At 61.3% G+C, this 15,761-nt stretch carries 15 protein-coding genes; 9 read left to right on the forward strand and 6 right to left on the reverse strand.

The window, feature by feature from the left end; all coding sequences use genetic code 11:
• Positions 1–236 precede the first annotated feature (236 nt).
• Positions 237–1,637, forward strand: a complete 1,401-nt coding sequence (locus AC1Q5O_RS10175) for a TrkH family potassium uptake protein (RefSeq protein ID WP_492562729.1) — start codon at positions 237–239, stop codon at positions 1,635–1,637.
• 113 nt (positions 1,638–1,750) lie between these two features.
• On the forward strand, positions 1,751–2,221 hold the full coding sequence (locus AC1Q5O_RS10180) for an Lrp/AsnC family transcriptional regulator (RefSeq protein ID WP_223612615.1): 471 nt from the start codon (positions 1,751–1,753) through the stop codon (positions 2,219–2,221).
• On the opposite strand, the gene AC1Q5O_RS10185 is transcribed toward AC1Q5O_RS10180, so the two are convergent.
• The 3 genes from AC1Q5O_RS10185 to greA are packed head-to-tail and all read right to left on the reverse strand — an operon-like array spanning position 2,218 to position 4,488.
• Entirely contained in the window at positions 2,218–2,946 is a 729-nt protein-coding gene (locus tag AC1Q5O_RS10185; protein WP_492562731.1) for a glycosyltransferase family 25 protein, read from the reverse strand. The genes AC1Q5O_RS10180 and AC1Q5O_RS10185 overlap by 4 nt on opposite strands.
• Entirely contained in the window at positions 2,943–4,043 is a 1,101-nt protein-coding gene (locus AC1Q5O_RS10190; protein WP_492562733.1) for a glycosyltransferase family 4 protein, read from the reverse strand. Before AC1Q5O_RS10190 ends, AC1Q5O_RS10185 begins: the two co-directional genes overlap by 4 nt.
• Positions 4,015–4,488: a transcription elongation factor GreA gene (greA, locus tag AC1Q5O_RS10195; protein WP_112526015.1), complete on the reverse strand. Its 474-nt coding sequence runs from the start codon at positions 4,486–4,488 to the stop codon at positions 4,015–4,017. Before greA ends, AC1Q5O_RS10190 begins: the two co-directional genes overlap by 29 nt.
• A 288-nt stretch (positions 4,489–4,776) precedes the next feature.
• Here greA and AC1Q5O_RS10200 point away from each other — a divergent pair, with 288 nt between their 5' ends.
• Both AC1Q5O_RS10200 and AC1Q5O_RS10205 read left to right on the forward strand, forming a co-directional pair.
• Complete coding sequence (locus AC1Q5O_RS10200) at positions 4,777–5,664, forward strand: DMT family transporter (RefSeq protein ID WP_223612612.1); 888 nt, start codon at positions 4,777–4,779, stop codon at positions 5,662–5,664.
• A gap of 120 nt (positions 5,665–5,784) precedes the next feature.
• Entirely contained in the window at positions 5,785–6,762 is a 978-nt protein-coding gene (locus AC1Q5O_RS10205) for an extensin-like domain-containing protein (protein ID WP_492562737.1), read from the forward strand.
• Positions 6,763–6,768: 6 nt separating this feature from the next.
• On the opposite strand, the gene AC1Q5O_RS10210 is transcribed toward AC1Q5O_RS10205, so the two are convergent.
• On the reverse strand, positions 6,769–7,953 hold the full coding sequence (locus AC1Q5O_RS10210; RefSeq protein WP_492562739.1) for a low temperature requirement protein A: 1,185 nt from the start codon (positions 7,951–7,953) through the stop codon (positions 6,769–6,771).
• Between the two features lie 198 nt (positions 7,954–8,151).
• Here AC1Q5O_RS10210 and AC1Q5O_RS10215 point away from each other — a divergent pair, with 198 nt between their 5' ends.
• A complete protein-coding gene (locus AC1Q5O_RS10215; RefSeq protein ID WP_464661321.1) occupies positions 8,152–8,568 on the forward strand; it encodes a VOC family protein in 417 nt (138 codons plus the stop codon).
• A gap of 9 nt (positions 8,569–8,577) precedes the next feature.
• Here AC1Q5O_RS10215 and AC1Q5O_RS10220 read toward each other — a convergent pair whose 3' ends face one another.
• Complete coding sequence (locus AC1Q5O_RS10220) at positions 8,578–8,922, reverse strand: acyl-CoA thioesterase (protein ID WP_105733051.1); 345 nt, start codon at positions 8,920–8,922, stop codon at positions 8,578–8,580.
• A 226-nt stretch (positions 8,923–9,148) separates the two neighbouring features.
• Between AC1Q5O_RS10220 and AC1Q5O_RS10225 the strand changes: the two genes are divergently transcribed.
• The 4 genes from AC1Q5O_RS10225 (at position 9,149) to uvrB (ending at position 14,936) form a co-directional block, all read left to right on the forward strand.
• Positions 9,149–10,345, forward strand: coding sequence for a mandelate racemase/muconate lactonizing enzyme family protein (locus tag AC1Q5O_RS10225; protein ID WP_492562740.1), 1,197 nt, complete (start codon positions 9,149–9,151; stop codon positions 10,343–10,345).
• Between the two features lie 141 nt (positions 10,346–10,486).
• Positions 10,487–11,656, forward strand: a complete 1,170-nt coding sequence (locus tag AC1Q5O_RS10230) for an alpha/beta hydrolase (protein ID WP_464661323.1) — start codon at positions 10,487–10,489, stop codon at positions 11,654–11,656.
• A gap of 139 nt (positions 11,657–11,795) precedes the next feature.
• A complete protein-coding gene (locus AC1Q5O_RS10235) occupies positions 11,796–12,053 on the forward strand; it encodes a SemiSWEET family sugar transporter (RefSeq protein WP_223612606.1) in 258 nt (85 codons plus the stop codon).
• Positions 12,054–12,176: 123 nt separating this feature from the next.
• Entirely contained in the window at positions 12,177–14,936 is a 2,760-nt protein-coding gene (gene uvrB, locus AC1Q5O_RS10240) for an excinuclease ABC subunit UvrB (protein WP_492562742.1), read from the forward strand.
• Between the two features lie 182 nt (positions 14,937–15,118).
• Here the strand turns inward: uvrB and AC1Q5O_RS10245 are convergent, their stop codons facing one another.
• On the reverse strand, positions 15,119–15,697 hold the full coding sequence (locus tag AC1Q5O_RS10245; protein WP_472460670.1) for a TetR/AcrR family transcriptional regulator: 579 nt from the start codon (positions 15,695–15,697) through the stop codon (positions 15,119–15,121).
• Between the last annotated feature and the right edge of the window lie 64 nt (positions 15,698–15,761).

A 15,761-nucleotide genomic window follows, 5' to 3' on the forward strand; every position in this document is an offset into this window, starting at 1 on the left:
AGCAGACTTATGATCATTTCCAATGCCATAAGGTAGTGGGTCAGCCCCCTCCGTTGCAAGGTCTGCGCGTGATATAGGCCGGTTAGCCACAGCTTGTACGCGGTGTTTTGCCGTTTGGCGCGCATTGTGGCGCCTGACGGAACCGGTTATGAAACATTCCCATGTCTCTCTTCCCGTTCTGAGGTCCGCTCATTTTTCGCACCATCATCAATATTTGCGCGCGATTTGGTCTGGTCATGGCGGCAGCCATGCTGATTCCCGCCGCTGTTGATCTGCATATCGGCAACCGGGACTGGATCACCTTCGTGGAATCGGCGATTTTCACCGGTGTACTCTGCGGGCTTGTCGCCCTCGCCACCCACAATCCCGATATCCGGTTTACCCCGCGCCTCGGCTTTCTCCTGATCGTTTCCGTCTGGCTCACGGCGGCGCTGCTCGGGTCCCTGCCCCTCTATTTCTCGACGCTGCCGATCAGTTTCGCCAAGGCGCTGTTCGAATCCATGTCCGGCATCACCTCGACGGGCGCCACCGTGCTGACAGGGCTCGATGCCATGCCGCGCGGCATCCTGCTCTGGCGCTCGCTCCTGTGCTGGTTCGGCGGTTTCGGTTTCGTCGGCCTCGGCCTGTTGCTGCTGCCGTCGCTGCGCGTGGGCGGCATCCAGCTCCTGCACATGGAATCCTCCGACAAGTCGGAGAAAATCCTGCCGCGCATCCACCAGATCGCCACCGGCATCATCATCGCCTATGTCAGCCTGACGGTGCTGTGCACCCTGTCTTACTTCGCCGCCGGCATGGGCATGTTCGATGCGGTCAATCACGGCATGACGACCGTCGCCACCGCCGGCTTTTCCACCCATGATTCATCCCTGGGCTTCTATGCCCACAACCGGGCCATTCTCGTCATCGCCACCATCTTCATGGTGCTCGGCGCCCTGCCCTTCGTGCTCTACATCAAGGCCGTCATGCCGCAGCGCCTGACCTCGCTCGCCGACCCGCAGGTGACCCTGTTCTTCATCATCATTATCGGCCTCAGCTTTTTTCTGGTGGTGGGGCTTACGCTGGAAACCGGCATCGGGTTTGGCGATGCCCTGATTGCCGCCGCGTTCAATCTCGTCTCGATTATCTCAACCACAGGTTTTGCAACCGAAGATTATACGCGCTGGGGCCCGGAAGCCCTCGGCATTTTCTTCATCGTGACGTTCATCGGCGGCTGTGCCGGGTCGACCTCCGGCGGCATCAAGCTCAATCGCCTGATCATCCTCTGGCAGCTGGCATCCGCCAGCCTGACACGGCTGATCATGCCGAATGCCGTCATCAAAATGCGCTATGGCCGCGCGGAAATCAGCCCGCAGGTGGCGCAATCTGCACTGCTTTTCATCTTCCTCTACATGTCATCCCTGATCGTTGGAGCCACGGCGCTGACGATCCTCGGCAACGATCTCGGCACGTCGATCACCGGGGCACTGACGGCGCTTTCCAATGTCGGGCCGGGTTTCGGCGATACGATCGGGCCGGTCGGCAACTTTTCGACACTCAGCGACCCCTCGCTTCTGCTCCTGAGCTATCTCATGCTGGCGGGCCGGCTCGAAATCATCACGGTCGTCATTCTGTTTACACGCAGCTTCTGGAGCCGGTAGAGGCTTTCCTGCTATGAACCTGTTTGTAACCGGATGCGAATGCATTACACAGCGGCAGGAATCGCCTATGGTGCTCGCTGTAAGCGCCTTTTTGACAGGGATATAATCAGACCATGCCTTTGAAGGCGGACTTGGACGAGATCGACTGGAAAATCCTGAAACAGCTTCAGGACAATGGCCGCATCACCAATGTGGAGCTTGCCGAACGTGTCGGCATATCGGCACCGCCCTGCCTGCGCCGGGTGCGCAAGCTCGAGGAAGGCGGCATCATCCAGGGCTACAGGGCCATCCTGAACGGTTCGATCCTCGGCCAGGATATCGTCGCCTTCTGCATGATCAGGCTGCACCGGCAATCGGACGCCGACCTGAAGAGCTTTGCCGAAAAGACCAACAGCTGGACCATCGTGCGCCGGGCATGGATGGTGTCGGGCGAATCCGACTTCCTCCTGCATTGCGTGGCGAGCGACATCAGCATTTTCCAGAATTTCGTCATCGAAGACCTGACATCGACGCCGAATGTCGATTCCGTCCGCACGTCGCTGACCATCCGCGCGGTCAAGAACGAACCGCTGATGGTGCTCTAACCGCGAATTTTCGAATAGAAGAACAGCAAGACACGGTAATACGGTCGGAGCACTTCGCGCTTCAGCTTGTCCGAAAGAGTCTTTTTGCCCTGGACGACCGTGCCGCCGAGATTGAAATCGATCTCGCGAATGGTGATGGGCCGGGCGGACAGCATGCGCACCGGGTGCAGCCAGCGCATCTGCAGCGTGGTGTCCACCGGCCGGTCGAACCGCTTCGTCGCTGCCAGCAGCGCAATCGCGGCATCGCGGCCGATCAGCTGCATCTGCATGCCGAGGCCGGGCAATGCGGGCTGCATGACGGCGTTACCACCCTGGCGGGCAATATCGCCGCCCTTTTCGCCCCGCGTCCAGCGCGGAAAACGGATGTAGTCACCGGGCCGCACCGTCTCCATCGCCAGTTTCAGCTGATCGGCAAAGCCCGGATCGATATCGACATCGTCCTCGATGACCAGGCCCGCATCGAGATTGCCATCGACAATCGCCTGCCACGCCTTGCGATGCGAGAGAAAGCAGGCGATCTCGGTGGTGCGCAGATGGAAGGGATAAGGCGGGAAATGCCGGGATGTCCGGCTGTAGACCGCCGTGATTTCACCCTCACTGAGCTGCTGCGCGTCGACGGCGTCGATAATCTCCGCTGCAACCGGCAGCCGCTGCATCAATGCCCTGACATGCGCGCCGCGTTTTTCAGCACGCTTGAGGTGAATGATGAACGCGGCAACCTTCATGATCCGGCCCGGATGCTGCCCGCGAACAGGCGCTCGTAGACGGTGAGGATTTTCTCCGCTTCGTTCTGCAGCGGGAAATTTTCCCGCACATGTTCGAGTCCGGCCTTTCCGGCTTCCTCGCATTTTGCCGGATCGGCGAGATAGCGTTCGATGGCCTCTTCCAGTGCCGGCCGGTCACCCGCCGGAACAACGGTGCCCGTGGCGCGCTCCACCATCTCCGCATAGGCACCGGCATCGCTGGTCACAACGGCGGTTTGCGAGGCCATGGCTTCCAGCGGCGTCAGGCCGAAACCTTCATTGCGCGACGGCGCGACATAAAGGGTCATGCGGCGGTACCAGAGTTTCACGTCAGGCACTTCGCCCAGAAAGAGCAGGCGATCCTGCAATCCCGCCCCGGCAATCTTCTCGCGCAGCGCCTGCTCGAACCCCTTGTGCTCGGCGGTTGTCCGGCCCGTCATGACGGCCGTCCATTCGGGATAGCGCGGCAGGAGATTGATCATGGCATCGACGAAAAGATCCGTGCCCTTCGAATGGCGGATACGCCCGGAACAGCCGACAAGATATGTGCCCGGCAGGCCGGAGGCGGCAAAGGCATCCTCGGGCGTTGCCGGCGGATGGAACGTGTCCGTATCCACCCCGTGCATGATCACGGTGTGCGGCACCTGCAGATAGCTGCCGGATTTCGCGCTGGTGGCAATCACGGCATTCATCCGCCGGATCAGCCATTTGGTGAAGGGCTTGTGGTCGCGCTGCGCTGCCGAGGTAAAGAGCAGCGACAGCTTCATGCGCAGGACATGGCGCATCAGAATGCCCGCAAGCATCTCGTTGTTGCGGCGGGCATGCCAGATTCGGAAGGGTCTGGTCTTTGGCCTGAACCAGAAACCGGGCAGCGAACGCCACCCGATTTTCGGCATTGTGTCGGGAAGACCCGGTCCCATGGCCACGATTTTGAGGCCGTTGGCCCGCTGCAGCGGAATGAGCTGCACGATAGTCGAGGTGACCCCGGAAAGCTTGCGCTTGAAATTCGGAGCGATCACCTCGACGTTGCTTACCCGTTCCGGCACGATATCAGGCGAACTTGAACCCGACGATTTCATACGAACGGGCGCCGCCCGGTGCATTGACCTCGATCGTGTCGCCTTCGCTCTTGCCGATCAGGGCACGGGCGATGGGTGAGGAAATGGAAATGCGGCCGGCCTTCGGATCAGCTTCCTGATCGCCGACGATCTGGTAGATCTTCTTGTCTTCCGTATCTTCGTCGATCAGCTGGACGGTGGCGCCAAACTTGATCTTGTCGCCGGACAATTTCGAGATATCGATGATTTCGGCATGCCCGATATAGCCTTCGAGCTCGCTGACGCGGCCTTCATTGTGGCTCTGGGCTTCCTTGGCGGCATGATACTCGGCATTTTCCGAGAGGTCGCCATGGGCGCGCGCTTCCGAAATTGCCAGGATGATGCGGGGCCGCTCTTCCTGCTGACGCCAGCGCAATTCTTCCTTGAGCTTGTCAAATCCGCCTTGAGTCATCGGGACCTTTTCCATGCCCTCTCCTTTCGCAGTCAAGTGTCAAATGCGCCCCGCCAGGGCCGCGCGACACAAAAAGAAAACGGTCACCGAAGCTCAAGACTTCGGAACCGTTCAGTCATTCGTCGTTTAATATAGCACTCTTTCCGGCGATTTCACGAAGAAAGTAGAAAATGTCGCGGATCGGCCGGTTTTCCCTGTGCCGCCGGGGAGCAATGCTCCCTTCGGGGCTCTTGCAGTCCATCACGGCAATCGATAGAGCAGGTTGCGGGCAAGGGATGACCGCGGATATTCTGTGGATTCATCATGACGCAAGGCCGTGCCAATCTGTTGCTGCTTGTCGCAGGCGCCATCTGGGGCCTCGGTTTTGTCGCGCAGGCGAGTGCCGTCGGCAATGTCGGCGCCTTTCTGTTCATCGGACTGCGCTTTGCCCTGGCAAGCCTGACCGTTGCGCCGCTGGCATGGCGCGAAGCACGGCTGGCGAAACACCGCCTCACCCGCCGGGATTACGGCAGCTTCATCTTCATCGGCCTGTTCCTGTCCATCGGCTCGGTTCTGCAGCAGATGGGTCTTGCCACGACAACGGTCACCAATTCCGGCTTTCTCACCGGCCTCTATGTGGTGATGGTGCCGATCCTCGGCGTCATGCTGTTCTGGAGCTGGCCGAGCCCGATCGTCTGGCCCTGTGCGCTGACGGCGCTGGGCGGCATCTATCTCCTGTCGGGCGGGCAGCTCAACAACCTGACGACCGGCGACTGGCTGACCATCCTGTGCGCCGTCTTCTGGGCGCTGCAGATCATCTTCATCAACCGTCTCGCGCATGAAAACGGCCGGCCGTTCATGCTTTCCTTCGTGCAGTTCCTGACCTGCGCCGTGTTCGGCTTTACCCTCGCCGCGTTCATGGAACCGTTCAACTGGCCATCGGTCATGCTGTCCTGGCCGGCGATCCTCTTCGGCGGCGTGTTCTCCTGCGGCATTGCCTTCACCCTGCAGGCGGTCGGCCAGCGCTATACCAGCGCGCCGCAGGCGGCCATCATGCTTTCCTCCGAAGCCCTGTTCGCGGCACTCTTCGGCGCCATCCTCCTCGGCGAGCGCATGACGGTCCACGGCATGATCGGCTGTGCGCTGATCTTCATCGCCATGATCACGGTTGAAATCGTCCCGGCCCTGCGCAACCGGACGGATGCCGCCTAGGGTGCAATTCCTGCCTTGTTGCCGACACAGGCATTACCGCCGCCGCTGACCTTTCCTTTACACTTTGGTCTTATTTTATCCATGTCTGCGCTTGGTTTCAGGCGAAAAGGATGTGGTGACATGAGTTTTGCGTTGTCGTCCGCCGTGCCCTTGCGGCGCCTTGCGACCGTCTTTGTCCTGTGCACGGCAACCGCGCTCAGCGCCTGCGGCATGGGCGATGTGCGCCGCCCGCAGGCCAATGTCGGCCATGGCGCGAGCCCTGCGGAGTCCGACGACTATATAGCGGTGGCGCCCGCCGCGGACATGACACCCGACACCGCTGCCCCCGACAATTCAATGGCTGACAATTCCCTGGCTGGTGAAGAAAACCGCATTGCCAACAATGAAGCCGACCAGCCGGTGGCGCAGGAACAGAACCTGGCGGCGGCAGAGCCCGTGATGACGGAAGAAAACCACGCGCTGACCAGCCGCGAACAGAATTACGGCTATGCCGGCGGCGGTCTGCGCGATCCCATGGCGCGCAGCGAAAGCCGCTACGCCATACCCGCCGGTGAGATCGCCTGCCGGACCCAGCTCAAGCAGCTTGGCGTCGTCTTTCAGGAGCACGCGCCGATCAATGATGGCGGCGTGTGCCGTATCGACAACCCGCTGACAGTCAGCGGCTTCGCCAGCGGCCAGATCCGGCTGAAACCCAGTGCGACGCTGAACTGCCAGATGACCCTGGCCTTTGCCCGCTGGGTCAAGGGCGACCTGCAGCCGTCGACGCGGCTGCGCTATCTCTCCGGCGTCAACACCATTCATCAGGCCTCGAGCTATTCCTGCCGCACCATGAGCAACCGGCCGGGCGCCAACATGTCCGAACATTCCAAGGGCAATGCGCTGGACATCGCCAAGATCACCCTGAACAACGGCACCGACATCAAGGTGCAGAAGCCGGGGTTCTTCGCCTTCCGGCAGCGCGGCCTGCTCAACAATGTCCGCTCCGATGCCTGCGACTACTTCACCACGGTGCTCGGCCCCGGCTACGATATTTTCCACCGCGACCATTTCCACTTCGATCTGATGCAGCGGCGCAACGGCCATCGCGCCTGCCGCTAGCGCGTCCTAATGGTGGCCGGGTTCCCTGATCCGGCCGACATATTCCCAGATCGTCACCATGATCAGGATCAGGCTGGTTGCAGCACCGAGCACGAGCGGCGAGAGTGCGCCGCCCGCAAAGGCCAGAACGGCGCACAGGACCAGTCCCGCCATATGCGACAGCGGTGGCCTGCCCTCCACATAGCCCTTGAACAGCAGGTTGCCGATGAGATAGAGCGCCGTTCCGCCGATGGATGTCCAGAGAACCGAGGGCGCTGAATGGCCGAGCGGATGCGCCAGCACCAGTTCATCGGAAACAGCCACCACGATGATGCCCGCCACCAGCAGCACATGGATATAGGTATAGGCGACGCGGGCGATGCGGCCGGGATCATCAGTCGAGGCGATCTTGTGGTGCGCGCGCAGCTGCCCGACATTGAAATAGATCAGCCACATGGCCACCGAAGCGACGAAGGTGGTCAGGAAGGCCGAGAATGAAATGAAGGTCCATTCCTGCTCGGCGAATGTCGCGCCGGATACAAGGATGGATTCGCCGAGCGCAATGATGATGAACAATGCGGCGCGCTCGGCCATATGGTCGCCGTCCACGTCCCAGTCCGCCGTCGTCGAGGCGCCAAGGCCGGGGGTGCGGAAGCCCAGCGCCGGACCCGCCAGCTCGATCAGCAGCGCAACCAGCCAGAAAAACACCCGGTTTTCCGGATCGGCCAGCCCACCGCTGATCCAGAACACGGCGGAGACGCCAAGCCAGATCGAGATGCGCACGAAGTTGAGATAGTTGGAGCGGTTGTGGTGGCGCATCGCCCACATGACGAAGAGCGAGCGGCCCAGCTGCATGGTGACGAAAGCCAGGGCAAAAACCAGCCCGCGGCCGGCGAAGGCCGTGGGTATGGACGTTGACAGCACCAGCCCCGCCAGCATCAGCACGAACAGCATCACCCGGACCGGCGGCGTCGTCGGATCGAGCCAGTTGGTCACCCACGCCGTGTAGACCCACACCCACCAGACCGCCGCGAGCAGCAGCGCGCTTTCGCCAAGCCCCTTGAGGCTGAGATCATGCAGCAGGAAGTGCGAAATCTGGGTGACGGCAAAGACGAAGACGAGATCGAAGAACAATTCGACGAAATCGACTTTCGCGCTGTCGCTCCCGCCCCGTATACGCGCGTAATTCCGGATTGCCCCAGACAGTGCCATGCATCGCCCTCCAATATCAGACCCTGAAAAAACGCTGCCTGATTAATGCCGCCAATCCAAGCCTTTTACGATCTTAACCACAGGATGGTGCACGTATCCCGCAAGCGGGCGCGTGAAGACTACTGACAAAACGCCCTTGTCATCGCTACGCCGACTGCATCTAATGCTGCAAATCACCACCATTGGGAAAGGCTTACCATGCGCTTCACGGACCGCTATCCGATCATCGTCACCGAGAAAAAAGAGGCTTGCCGCGATTTCTGGATACGGCATCTCGGCTTCACCAGCGGTTTTGACAGCACATGGTTCTGCTGGCTCGCGGGAGAAGACCATACGGCCTCCATCGCCTTCATGACGCCGGACCATCCGTCGGCGCCGCCCGGCCCGGAAAGCTTTGGCGGCAAGGGCATGTGTTTCGAGCTGCAGGTGGATGACGCCGCGGCGGCTTTCGAAAAGGTCACCGCGAGCGGATTGCAGGTGGAATATCCGCTGACCGACGAGCCTTTCGGCCAGCGCCGTTTCGGTTTTCACGATCCGTCGGGCCTGTGGATCGACATTGTCGAGCAGATCGAACCGCAGGCCGGTTTCTGGGACAAGTATATGATCGGAGGCTAGGGTCTGACCTCAGGCCTTGGTTTCCGGCGGCACCGGCGTCGGCTTGCCCGATGTATCAAGCGCCACCATGACGAAATCCGCATGGGTGACCCGCTCCATCAGGTCGGAGAGGTAGCGTTGCGCCCATGCTTCCACCTTCAGCGTGATGGAGGTGCGCCCGACATGTTCGATATGCGTGTAGACGCACAGCGTATCGCCGATCTTGACCGGCTTGGCGAAGGCCATTTCCTTCACCGCCGCCGTCACCACACGGCCGCGCGCGCGTTCCGCCGCGCGGATACCGCAGGACAAGTCCATCTGTGCCATGACCCAGCCGCCAAAAATATCGCCGGCGGCATTGGCATCCGCAGGCATGGCAAGCGTGCGCAGGGTCAGTTCGCCGATCGGCTTGGTTTCTTCACTCACGTCCGGTCTCCATAGGCATGTGCATATGGGCTTATGATGCAGTGCAATAGAGGCAATGGAAAGACCTTCTGTGCAAGAACTGTCAGAAAGCCGACATGCGGGGTCGTTGCACGGTTTTTGACATGCGCGCCCTCTCCCTTAGGGTCGGGCGGACAGTGAACCACCGGAGCAGGCCATGAAAATCACCGATGTAAAAACCTTCGTCGTCGGCAACCCGCCGCCATCGTTTGGAGGCACGTGGTTCATCTTCGTCAAGCTCACCACCGATTCCGGTGTCGTCGGCTATGGCGAGGCCTACAATTCGACGGTCAGCCCGCAGGTCATGCGCAAGGTGATCGAGGACGTCGCCGAGCGCTGGCTGATCGGCCAGGACCCGCACCACATCGAGCGGTTTTTCCGCCGCGCCTATTCCGGCGGCTTCACCCAGCGTCCTGACGTGACCATCATGGGCGCCGTATCGGCGCTGGAAATGGCCTGCTGGGATATCATCGGCAAGGAAGCCGACAAGCCCGTCTATGAATTGCTGGGCGGGCGGGTGCACGAGCGGCTGCGCAGCTACACCTATCTCTATCCCAAACCCGAACTGGGCGAGACCTCGGCGATCTACTGGAATGCCGAAGCCTCGGCGGAGCGCGCCGCGGAATATGTGGCGCAGGGCTACACCGCCGTGAAATTCGATCCGGTCGCGCCCTACACCTCCTTCGACCCGCGCCAGCTCTCGCTCGAAGAACTCGATCTCGGCGAAAAATTTGTGCGTCTGGTGCGTGAGGCTGTCGGCTCCAAGGCGGATATCCTGTTCGGCACCCATGGCCAGATGACACCGACCAGCGCCGTGCGGCTGGCCAGACGGCTCGAGCCCTACGATCCCTTGTGGTTCGAAGAGCCGGTCCCGCCAGATATGCCGGAGAATATGGCCTATGTGCAGCAGCACACCACGATCCCCGTGGCGACGGGCGAACGCCTCACCACGAAATATGAGTTTCAGCGGGTGCTGGTGAACCGTGCTGCCAATATCCTGCAGATGGATCTGGGACGTGTCGGCGGCATTCTGGAAGCCAAGAAGATCGCCGGCATGGCTGAAACGTTTCATGCGCAGATCGCCCCGCATCTCTATTGCGGACCGATCGTCGGTGCGGCCAATATCCAGCTTTCCACCTGCAGCCCGAATTTCCTCATTCTCGAATGCATCCAGGCCTTTGGCGGGTTCCATGCCAAGCTGCTCAAGACGCCGCTTCAATGGGAAAACGGCTATGTCATCCCGCCGACGGCGCCGGGCCTTGGCGTCGAACTCGACGAAGCGGTGGCCGAAGCCCATGCCTATGACGGCCACGAGCTGCATCTGAACATGGGCCGCGACCCGTTGATCGTCTGATCGGCCGCAGCACCCGGTTGTTGAAAAATTGTCACGCCGGCGGCAGTTCGGCGTGCCCGCCGCCGGCCGCGCGGTGCTTTTAAGTTGCAGTGCGGCCGAAATACTGGTTCTAACTTCCGGAGTGCTGTCCGGAGTGTGTTCATGACCGTATCCCGCTTGTCGGCCTTTCTGCTCGTGATGCTTGTGCTGACAGGGTGCGGTGGCCGTGCTGTGCTGGGTCTCACGTCCCAACACGTCGTCAAGGCCAATGCGGCGGTGCCCGCGCCGGTGCTGAATGACAAGACCGGACCCAAGGCCGTCATTCCGATCTTCGTCGCGACCAGCCGTGAGCGGTCGGACAATCTCTCCCTGCCCTATTCGGCCAAGCGCTCCCCAACCCTCAATTTCGCCCGCGTCGATGTCGGCATCCCGCCGAACCACAAGCGCGGCGAAGTGGAAAAGAGCAGTACCAAGCCCAACCCGGCCCGGGATTTTGCCGCAACGGCGTTCCAGCCCTATGGCAGCAAGCAGGTCTTCGTCGAGAAGATCAACGCGGAACTGGCCAAACGTCCCGCCAACCAGCGCGAGCTGTTTGTTTTCGTCCACGGCTACAACAACAATTTTGCCGACAGCGTCTTCCGGCAGGCGCAGTTTGCCTATGATTACGGCCTTCCCGCCGTTTCCGTCCACTATTCCTGGCCCTCGGCGGGTTCGCTCGGCCTTTACGTCTATGACCGCGACAGCGCCACCTATGGCCGCGACGGTCTTGCCGAACTTCTGCAACTGGCCGCGGCGACCAAGGCGACGAAAATCCTGCTGGTCGGCCATTCCATGGGCTCGTTCGTGGTCATGGAAGCCCTGAGCCAACTGGCGCAGACCGGCCATCGCGACGTGTTCCGCCGCCTGTCGGGCGTCATGCTGGCGGCGCCGGACATCGATATCGACGTGTTCCAGGGACAGGTCCGGGATATCGGCGAACTGCCAAAACCCTTTACCGTGCTGGTTTCCCGCGCCGACAGTGCCCTGAGCGTGTCAGGACGGATTACCGGCGGCCACCCGCGCGTCGGCGACGGCTCCAGCATTGCCGTGCTGCAGAAACTCGGCATCGTCGTCCTCGATGCGTCCGACCTCGACGGCGGGTCGCATGGGGTATTTGCAAGCTCGCCGACGCTGATGAACATGGTGCGCAGCGGGCAATTGTCGCAGAAAGTGCTGTCCGGTGATGAGACACCCGCCGGGCAGTCCGTTCTCGCCGATGGCACCTCCGTCATAACAGGCGCAGCGTCGCTTGTGATCTATCTTCCGGCCCGGCTTCTCGGCGCCGTTCAGTAGGCCGCCGGCGGGAGACACGAAACCAACAATCCGCGACATAAATTTTTATCGCGGATTGTTGGTTAAGTCATGATTCCGCTGTATTTTTTTGAAGAATTCGCTCATATATCAATTCTCTCTTTTTCTGAAAGATCGGTCCGTGCCTCTCCATATCGAGCTCGTTGGCAGTCTTGCTGCCTTGATCACCACCCTGTGCTGGGTTCCGCAGATCATCAAGATCGTTCGGCACCGGGAAACCGGCAGCATTTCGCTCATCAGCAATGCTTCGCTGGCACTTGGCGTGCTGCTCTGGCTGTTCTACGGTATCATGATCAGTTCCTGGCCGGTCATCGCGGCAAACGCCACGACGCTGCTGCTGATCCTGACCATTCTCGGCCTCAAGCTGCGCTACGGCTGATACCCGGAACAGGACGGACCCTGACAATCCTCCTGACAACCTTATGTCAGGAGCCTGCCGCTTCCGGCGACTTTTGCGGACTTGGCTCTTTCCATTTTGCCGGACTCCCACCATATTCAACCCATGGTTAAATCTCCTGACAAATATAACGCGGATGGTTTCGGCGAAGCGCCGCAATCGGAACTGGAAGGCACACCGCTCTCCGGCTCGATCAGCGATTGGGCCAAGCAGATTTCCGAGGAAACGGCCAAGCCGCAGCCCAAGGTGACGAAGCCGAAGAAGGCAGCCGCCAAGCCAACCAGCAGTTCCAGGACCTCGCGCGGCACCTCCATCGGCGGATCGAGCGATCCGAAGACGCGCGCCGCGGCCGGACTGAACCCGGTCGCCGGCCTGGATATCGCGCTGGAGGACACGGCGAACCTGCCCGCAGGCGGCGCCACCGCCACCGTTGCCGCGCTCTCCGCCCTGATCGAAAGCGGCAATCCGCTGTTCAAGAACGGCACGGCCTGGCAGCCGCACCGCCCTGCCCGCCCTTCGAAATCCGAAGGCGGCATTGCCATCCGCATGGAAACCGATTTCCAGCCCTCGGGCGACCAGCCGACGGCCATCCGCGATCTCGTCTCCGGCATTGCCGACGATGACAAGACGCAGGTGCTTTTGGGCGTCACCGGTTCGGGCAAGACCTTCACCATGGCCAAGGTCATCGAGGAGACCCAGCGCCCGGCCCTGATCCTCGCGCCGAACAAGACGCTGGCCGCGCAGCTTTATGGGGAGTTCAAATCCTTCTTCCCCAACAATGCGGTCGAGTATTTCGTTTCCTATTACGATTACTACCAGCCGGAAGCCTATGTGCCGCGCTCGGATACGTTCATCGAGAAGGAATCGTCGATCAACGAGCAGATCGACCGGATGCGCCACTCGGCCACCCGTTCGCTCCTGGAACGCGATGACGTGATCATCGTCGCCTCCGTCTCCTGCATCTACGGTATCGGATCGGTCGAGACCTATACGGCCATGACCTTCGAGATGAAGATCGGCGACCGGCTCGACCAGCGGGCGCTGCTCGCCGATCTGGTGGCGCAGCAGTACAAGCGGCGCGAGATGGATTTCACCCGCGGCTCGTTCCGGGTGCGCGGCGACACGATCGAACTGTTCCCGGCCCACCTTGAGGACCGGGCCTGGCGCATTTCCATGTTCGGCGACGAGATCGAGACGATCACGGAATTCGACCCGCTGACGGGCCAGAAAACCGGCGACCTCAGCCAGGTGAAGATTTACGCGAACTCGCACTATGTGACGCCGCGCCCGACGCTGAACCAGGCGATCAAGTCGATCAAGGAAGAGCTGAAGCACCGGCTGGTGGAACTCAACCAGGCCGGACGCCTGCTCGAAGCGCAGCGGTTGGAGCAGCGCTGCACCTTCGACCTGGAAATGCTCGAGGCCACCGGTTCCTGCGCCGGCATCGAGAACTATTCGCGTTACCTCACCGGCCGCAAGCCGGGCGAGCCGCCACCCACGCTGTTCGAATATATCCCCGACAATGCGCTTGTTTTCATCGACGAAAGCCATGTGACTGTTCCGCAGATCGGCGCGATGTACAAGGGCGACTTCAGGCGCAAGGCAACGCTGGCCGAGTACGGCTTCCGCCTGCCCTCGTGCATGGACAACCGTCCGCTGCGTTTCGAGGAATGGGACGCCATGCGCCCGCAGACCGTTGCGGTTTCGGCGACCCCGAGCAATTGGGAAATGGAAGAAGCCGGCGGCGTGTTTGCCGAGCAGGTCATCCGGCCGACCGGCCTGATCGATCCGCCGGTCGAGGTGCGTCCGGCCAAATCGCAGGTCGACGACGTTCTCGGCGAAATCCGCGAGACATCGGCAAAGGGCTACCGCACGCTGGTCACCGTCCTGACCAAGCGCATGGCCGAAGACCTGACGGAATATCTGCACGAGCAGGGCATCCGCGTGCGCTACATGCACTCGGACATCGATACGCTCGAGCGCATCGAAATCCTGCGTGATCTGCGGCTCGGCGCCTTCGACGTGCTCGTCGGCATCAACCTGCTGCGCGAGGGCCTGGACATTCCCGAATGCGGGTTCGTCGCCATTCTCGATGCGGACAAGGAAGGATTCCTGCGCTCGGAAACATCGCTGATCCAGACCATCGGCCGCGCCGCCCGCAACGTCGATGGCAAGGTTGTTCTTTATGCCGATCACGTGACCGGTTCGATGGAACGGGCCATGGCGGAAACCAGCCGCCGCCGCGAAAAGCAGGAGGCCTACAACACGGCCAACGGGATCACGCCCGCCAGCATCAAGAAGAACATCGGCGATATCCTCAACAGCGTGTACGAGCGCGATCACGTCCGGGCCGATATTTCCGGCTTTGCCGAGTCCGGCGCGATGATGGGCAACAACCTCAAATCGCACCTCGAACATCTGGAAAAGCAGATGCGCGAAGCCGCCGACGATCTCGACTTCGAAGTGGCGGCACGGCTGCGCGACGAAATCAAGCGGCTGCGCGAGACGGAGCTGGCCATATCGGACGACCCGATGGCGCGCGAAGTGGAACTGGAAAGCCCGGTCAGCGGCCGCACCAAGGGCCGGCACAATGCCGGGCGCGCCATGCACCGCGTGGTCACCGACGAGAACAGCGATCCGAACTCGCCGCTGTTCCGCAAGAATACGCTGGACGAGATGACAGTCGGCCGGACCGAAAAGCCCGTGCGCGGCGCCGTGCCGGAAAAACCGGCGCTTCCCGGGGCTACCAACCGGAATGACGATACCATCATTCGCCGCGAGCGCAGCGGCATCGGCTCCTATGAGGACGCAAACGATGCGCGTAAGAAGCGCCGGCCGGGCAAGACGGGACGCCCGGGGCGGTAGATCGGAACACTCACCCCCCTCTGGGCTGCCGCCCATCTCCCCCACAAGGGGGGAGATCACATCGGCATCGATGGTTTCGCGTTATTTTCACTGCCGAAGATTGGCTGAACGGTTCTGAGAGCTGATCTCCCCCCTTGTGGGGGAGATGCCCGGCAGGGCAGAGGGGGGTGTAAATCCACTCCCTACTCCGCATCCCTCCCGAACACCTCCGCACCGACCCGCTTGATCTCCCGGGCAAAGTCGGGATCGTCCACGGCACGCGCCAGCACCACGGTGCCCACCAGCCCCGCCATGATGGCGATGGCCTTTTCGCGCTGCCGGGCTTTGCTGCGGCCAGTCACCGCGTTGACGAGGATATCGAGAAGCGCCTTGGTACCCTCGGTGAAACGCGAACGGACGGGACCGCCACGACGGGCGATATCCGGCGCCAATGCGGCCATCATGCAGCCGCTCATCTGTCCCTCACCATGGGCATCACCCGCCAGATAGGATTGGGTGATCGCGCCGAGCGCATCGTCGGGCGAGGCCTCGGACAGGCTGGTCCACCGCCGGACCGATAAAGCCATGGCCGCCGCGCAGGCCTCGGCGATCAGGTCATCCTTCGAATTGAAATGACCATAGAAACCGCCATGGGTGAGCCCCGCGCTTTTCATCACATCGGCGACGCCGATGCCGTCAAAACCCTTTTCGCGGAACTGCTGTCCGGCGATCTCGATGATGCGGGCGCGGTTCTGTGCTGCCTGGTCCCTGCTGACGCGCATGAAACATTCCTTCAAAAAAACTGCATTGACAATTTATATGATGACCGTCATCAATAGTCAATAT

Source organism: Phyllobacterium sp. MT110 (assembly GCF_058792715.1).